This window comes from Micromonospora zhanjiangensis (assembly GCF_042650605.1).
In the GTDB taxonomy this organism is placed as follows: domain Bacteria; phylum Actinomycetota; class Actinomycetes; order Mycobacteriales; family Micromonosporaceae; genus Micromonospora_J; species Micromonospora_J zhanjiangensis.
Map to the genome: position 1 here is coordinate 1 of NZ_JBHSBN010000078.1, position 4,309 is coordinate 4,309.

The 4,309-nt window shown below is 70.1% G+C and carries 7 protein-coding genes; 4 read left to right on the forward strand and 3 right to left on the reverse strand.

The features are described 5' to 3' along the window. Nucleotides 1–692, forward strand: a 692-nt coding sequence (locus tag ACFOX0_RS33855) for a DUF5753 domain-containing protein (RefSeq protein WP_377553717.1), incomplete at its 5' end; no start/stop codon positions are given. Then, on the forward strand, nt 685–882 hold the full coding sequence (locus ACFOX0_RS33860) for a DUF397 domain-containing protein (protein WP_377553719.1): 198 nt from the start codon (nt 685–687) through the stop codon (nt 880–882). The genes ACFOX0_RS33855 and ACFOX0_RS33860, both read left to right, overlap by 8 nt. A 96-nt stretch (nt 883–978) precedes the next feature. Here the strand turns inward: ACFOX0_RS33860 and ACFOX0_RS33865 are convergent, their stop codons facing one another. Further along, complete coding sequence (locus ACFOX0_RS33865; RefSeq protein WP_377553721.1) at nt 979–1,818, reverse strand: SAM-dependent methyltransferase; 840 nt, start codon at nt 1,816–1,818, stop codon at nt 979–981. Between the two features lie 119 nt (nt 1,819–1,937). After that, nucleotides 1,938–2,336 (reverse strand): winged helix-turn-helix transcriptional regulator, encoded by a 399-nt coding sequence (locus tag ACFOX0_RS33870; RefSeq protein WP_377553723.1) that lies wholly within the window; start codon nt 2,334–2,336, stop codon nt 1,938–1,940. Nucleotides 2,337–2,442: 106 nt separating this feature from the next. Between ACFOX0_RS33870 and ACFOX0_RS33875 the strand changes: the two genes are divergently transcribed. Together ACFOX0_RS33875 and ACFOX0_RS33880 are read left to right on the forward strand one after the other, a co-directional pair. Further along, on the forward strand, nt 2,443–3,345 hold the full coding sequence (locus ACFOX0_RS33875) for an NADP-dependent oxidoreductase (RefSeq protein ID WP_377553725.1): 903 nt from the start codon (nt 2,443–2,445) through the stop codon (nt 3,343–3,345). A gap of 116 nt (nt 3,346–3,461) precedes the next feature. Further along, a complete protein-coding gene (locus ACFOX0_RS33880; protein ID WP_377553727.1) occupies nt 3,462–3,890 on the forward strand; it encodes a YkvA family protein in 429 nt (142 codons plus the stop codon). A 189-nt stretch (nt 3,891–4,079) separates the two neighbouring features. Here the strand turns inward: ACFOX0_RS33880 and ACFOX0_RS33885 are convergent. Further along, nucleotides 4,080–4,309, reverse strand: a 230-nt coding sequence (locus tag ACFOX0_RS33885) for a hypothetical protein (protein WP_377553728.1), incomplete at its 5' end; no start/stop codon positions are given.

Genomic DNA, 4,309 nt, shown 5'->3' on the forward strand with positions numbered 1-4,309 from the left:
TGTACGGCGCCACCCCCGAACTCACCACCGCCCTCACCGGCCTCGCCACCGAAACCAAGGCCAAGGGCTGGTGGCACTCCTACGGCGACGCCATCCCCGACTGGTTCGAGCTGTACGTCGGCCTGGAACAGGCAGCATCGCGACTACGAGAACACGACGACACGCTCGTTCCAGGGTTACTCCAGACCCCGGGCTACACCCGAGGCGTCTACCAGCACCGTCCCAACCTGCCGCCCGAAGAGCTGACGGACGTCCTGGAGGTCCGCCGCCGACGGCAGGAAGTACTCGTCCGACGACTGCCCAAGCCGCCGGATACGGGGTGGATCCTGTCCGAGGCCGTCCTTCTCCGGTGCGTCGGTGGGTCGGCCGCGATGGCTGAGCAACTGGCCCATCTACTCGACCGGTCCGAGCTTCCGAACGTCTCGATCCGAGTGTTGCCCCTCGCGGCGGGAGCACATTATGGTGCGCTGGCCGGCGCCTTCGTGATGCTCGACTTTCCACTGGTCAACCGGATCGTCCCGGATCCGTCGGTCATCTACAGCGAGAACGTGACGGGAGCGCTCTACCTCGACCGACCGCACGAACTTGCCGCCTACGAAAAGATCTGGTCGAGCCTCGAAGCTCTGGCACTTGATGAGGAACAATCAAGGAGGCTGATCTACAAGATCAAGGAGGAAGTCCATCATGGTTGATCGTCTGGCCGACGCGAACTGGCGCAAGAGCACGCGCAGCGGCGACAACAACGGCAACTGCGTCGAGGTCGCCGACAATCTGGCCGGCGTGGTCGCCGTACGCGACAGCAAGGACCCCGACGGACCGGCCCTCACCTTCTCCCCCGCCGCCTGGGCAGCCTTCGTCCGGGCGGCGAAGCCGACATCCTGACGACAAGCCCGCCGAGATCAGGAATGCGCCCGGCGGATCCGCCGGGCGCATTCCCATCGCAGAGGTCCTCCGGCCGGGGTGTCGGCCGGTCTCGGGTCAGGGCTTGCGGCCCAGGCCCGCTCCGATGATCTTCCCGGCGAAGCTCATCGGGTCGGGGACGTCGTCGCCCGGGTCCGGACGCCAGAGCGGGTTGTAGACGACACCGGGCTCCAGCAGCTCCAGGCCGGTGAAGAAGCCGCGGACCTCGTCGAAGCTGCGGAACCGCCCGCTGCCCAGGTCGGTGAGCATCACCCGCTCGATCTCGGCGGTCGCCTCGCCGCCGTCGATGAAGTGGGTGATGAAGACGAAGCTGCCGGACGGGACCGCGTCCCGGTAGCGCGCGACCAGCTCGGCGGGGCGTTGCGCGTCGTCGAGGTGGTGCAGGACGGCGACCATCAGCAGCCCGACCGGCCGGTCGAAGTCGATCAGCGCGCGCAGGTCGGGGTTGTTCAGCACCTCGTCGGGCTCGCAGAAGTCGGCCGTGATGACCGTGGTGTTGCCGTTCTCGGCCAGCAGGGCGCGGCCGTGGACCAGCACCATCGGGTCGTTGTCGACGTAGACCACCTTGGCGTCCGGGTTCTCGGCCTGCGCGACCTCGTGGGTGTTCTGCACGGTCGGCAGGCCGGCGCCGAGGTCGATGAACTGGTCGATGCCCTGGCGGACCATGTGCCGGACGCCCCGGCCCAGGACGGCCCGGTTGTAGAGGCCCACCATCATCCCGCCGGGGGTCAGCGCCATGAGCTGGTCCGCGACGGCCCGGTCGACGGCGAAGTTGTCCTTGCCACCGAGCAGTGCGTCGTAGACCCGGGCCACGCTGGGCACCGTGGAATCCACCCCGACCGGCACCTTCCGCCGCGAGTTCTGCGCGTGGTCAGCGGGCTCGGTGATCTGGTCCACTGTGTACTCCTCAGGCGACGGAGGCGGAAGAAGGACAGCCTACCCGCCTTGCCCGATGCGGGTGAGCCGATCCACCGGTGTCGTCGGGGAGTTGACAGAAGATCGAAACGCGTCGCTCGTCAGGGCCGGGCGTCGAATTGGGCGCGAGCTTCGAAGACGCGGTCCATGTGCGACTCGGCCCAGTCCTTGATCGCGAGCATGACCGGGAACAGTTCGTGGCCGAGCGGGGTGAGCTCGTAGTCGACGCGGACCGGCACCGAGGGGGTGACGGTGCGGGTGACCAGACCGTCGCGTTCCAGCGCACGCAGCGTCTGGGTGAGCATCTTCTGACTGACACCGGCGATGCGGTGGGCGAGTTCGCCGTGCCGCCGCGGGCCGTCGGCGAGCGCGGGGATCACCAGCGCGACCCACTTGTCCGTGAGCCTGCTCAGCAGCTCACGGGTCGGACAGCCGGCCAGGAACGCGTTGTAGTCGCGTTTTGCCTGCTCCCGGCGCTGCGCCGCGGTCGTCGTCGGCATCTCGTCCTCCTCGCGGTGCCCTAGGCACTTCCAGGTACCTACTTTCTCATGGTTCCCATGAATCGTACGGTCGTGGTGAACACGAGATCCCACCAAGGAGACAGCGATGCGCGCAATCAGCTATGCAGAGTTCGGCGGGCCGGAGGTCCTGCGAGTGGTCGAGGCGCCGGTGCCCGAGCCCGGCCCGGGACAGGTACGGGTGCGGGTCGCCGCGTCCGCGCTGCACCCGGTGGACCTGATGGTCCGCTCCGGTCGGTTCCCGGCCCCGCTGCCGTCCGGCCTGCCCTACACGCCCGGCTGGGACGTGGCCGGCACCGTCGACGCGGTCGGCCCGTCGGTCGGGGAGTTCACCGTCGGCGACGAGGTCGTCGGCTTCTCGCACTGGCTGCGGACCACGACCGGCACCCACGCCGAGTACGTGGTGCTCGACGCCGCCTCGCTGACCGCCGCGCCCGCCGGCGTGCCGGCCACCGAGGCGGCGACCCTGCCGACCAACGGTCTCACCGCCGCCCAGGCCATCGAGCTGCTCGCGCTCCCGGCCGGCTCGACCGTACTGGTCACCGGCGCCGCCGGGCAGGTCGGCGGGTTCCTCCTGGCACTGGCCCGGATGACCGGACTGCGCGCCACCGGCCTCGCCGGCGCCGACGACCGGGAGTTCGTCGAGTCGCTGGGCGCGACCTTCCTGTCCCGTTCCGAGGAGCCGACGGGGACGTACGACGCGGTCGTCGACCTGGCCGTGATCGGCCCGTCGCTGCTGGACCTGGTCCGCGACGGCGGCGGCTACGTGGCCGCGTCGCCGCCGCTGCGCCCGGAACCGGTACGGGGCATCCGGACCCTGGCGCTGGCGGTGGAGCCGGACGGAATCCGGCTGGGCGAGCTGGTCAAGCTCGTCGGCAGCGGCGACATCCCGCTCCGGGTCGCCGGCGTGTACCCCTTCGCGGACGCGGCGGCCGCCCACGAGCGGCTGGCCCAGGGTGGCGTACGCGGCGGCGTGGTGATCGTCCCCTGACGGACTACCATCACAACGCCGGTGACCAGCGGCGACAGTCGGGCCGGGCGTCGCGAGTTCCGCGGCGGCCCGGCCCTGCCGCGCGGGGGCGTGCGGCGACAAGGGAGGCGGCGTAGATGATCCGGGACATCCTGATCGGCGTCGCGGTCGCGGCGGTGGCCTCGTGGGTGGCGTTGCTGATCGGCCTGCTGATCGTGCGGCCCCGAGGGCCGCTGCTGAAAGAGGCGTTGCGCATCCTGCCGGATCTGCTGCGGCTGCTGCGCCGGCTGGCCGGCGACCGGACCCTGCCGCGGGGGGTGCGGGTACGCCTCGGGCTGCTGATGGCGTACCTGGCGATCCCGATCGACCTGATCCCGGACTTCATCCCGGTGATCGGCTACGCCGATGACGCGATCATCGTCGCGGCGGTGCTGCGCTCGGTGGTACGCCGGGCGGGTATCGACGCGGTACGCCGGCACTGGCCGGGTACCGAGGACGGCTTCGCCGCCCTGTGCCGGCTGACCGGCATCGGCCCCACCGGCGGCGACGGTTCGGCCGGGCGTTGATGTCGAGCCCGTGGGCGGCGCTGGCCACCTCGACGGTGGCCGCGTTCGCGCTGGCGGTGACGCCCCGAGGGGCGGGCGACAGGTTGTACGTCCGCAGACGTCACCCCCTGCCGCCCTGACCCCTTCACCGCCGAGACGCAAGGCTGGCGCGCTTGGGTGACTGCTTGCGTTACCGGTGGGTGGTCTCCGTCAGTTCCATTCGGCGACCTCTGTGTAGTCGTTCCAGATCCAGCCCTTGACGCCGGTGCAGCAGTCCGAGTGCCACCACACGTTTCCGGCGTCGTTGACGCACTGTCCCGCACCGGGTTTGATGGAGATATCGAAACCTGGGAGGAACAGCAGCGATGCCGGCACCGAAGAAGTACAACGATGAGTTGCGTGAGCGTGCGACGCGGCTGGCGGTCGAGGCTCGCCGGGAT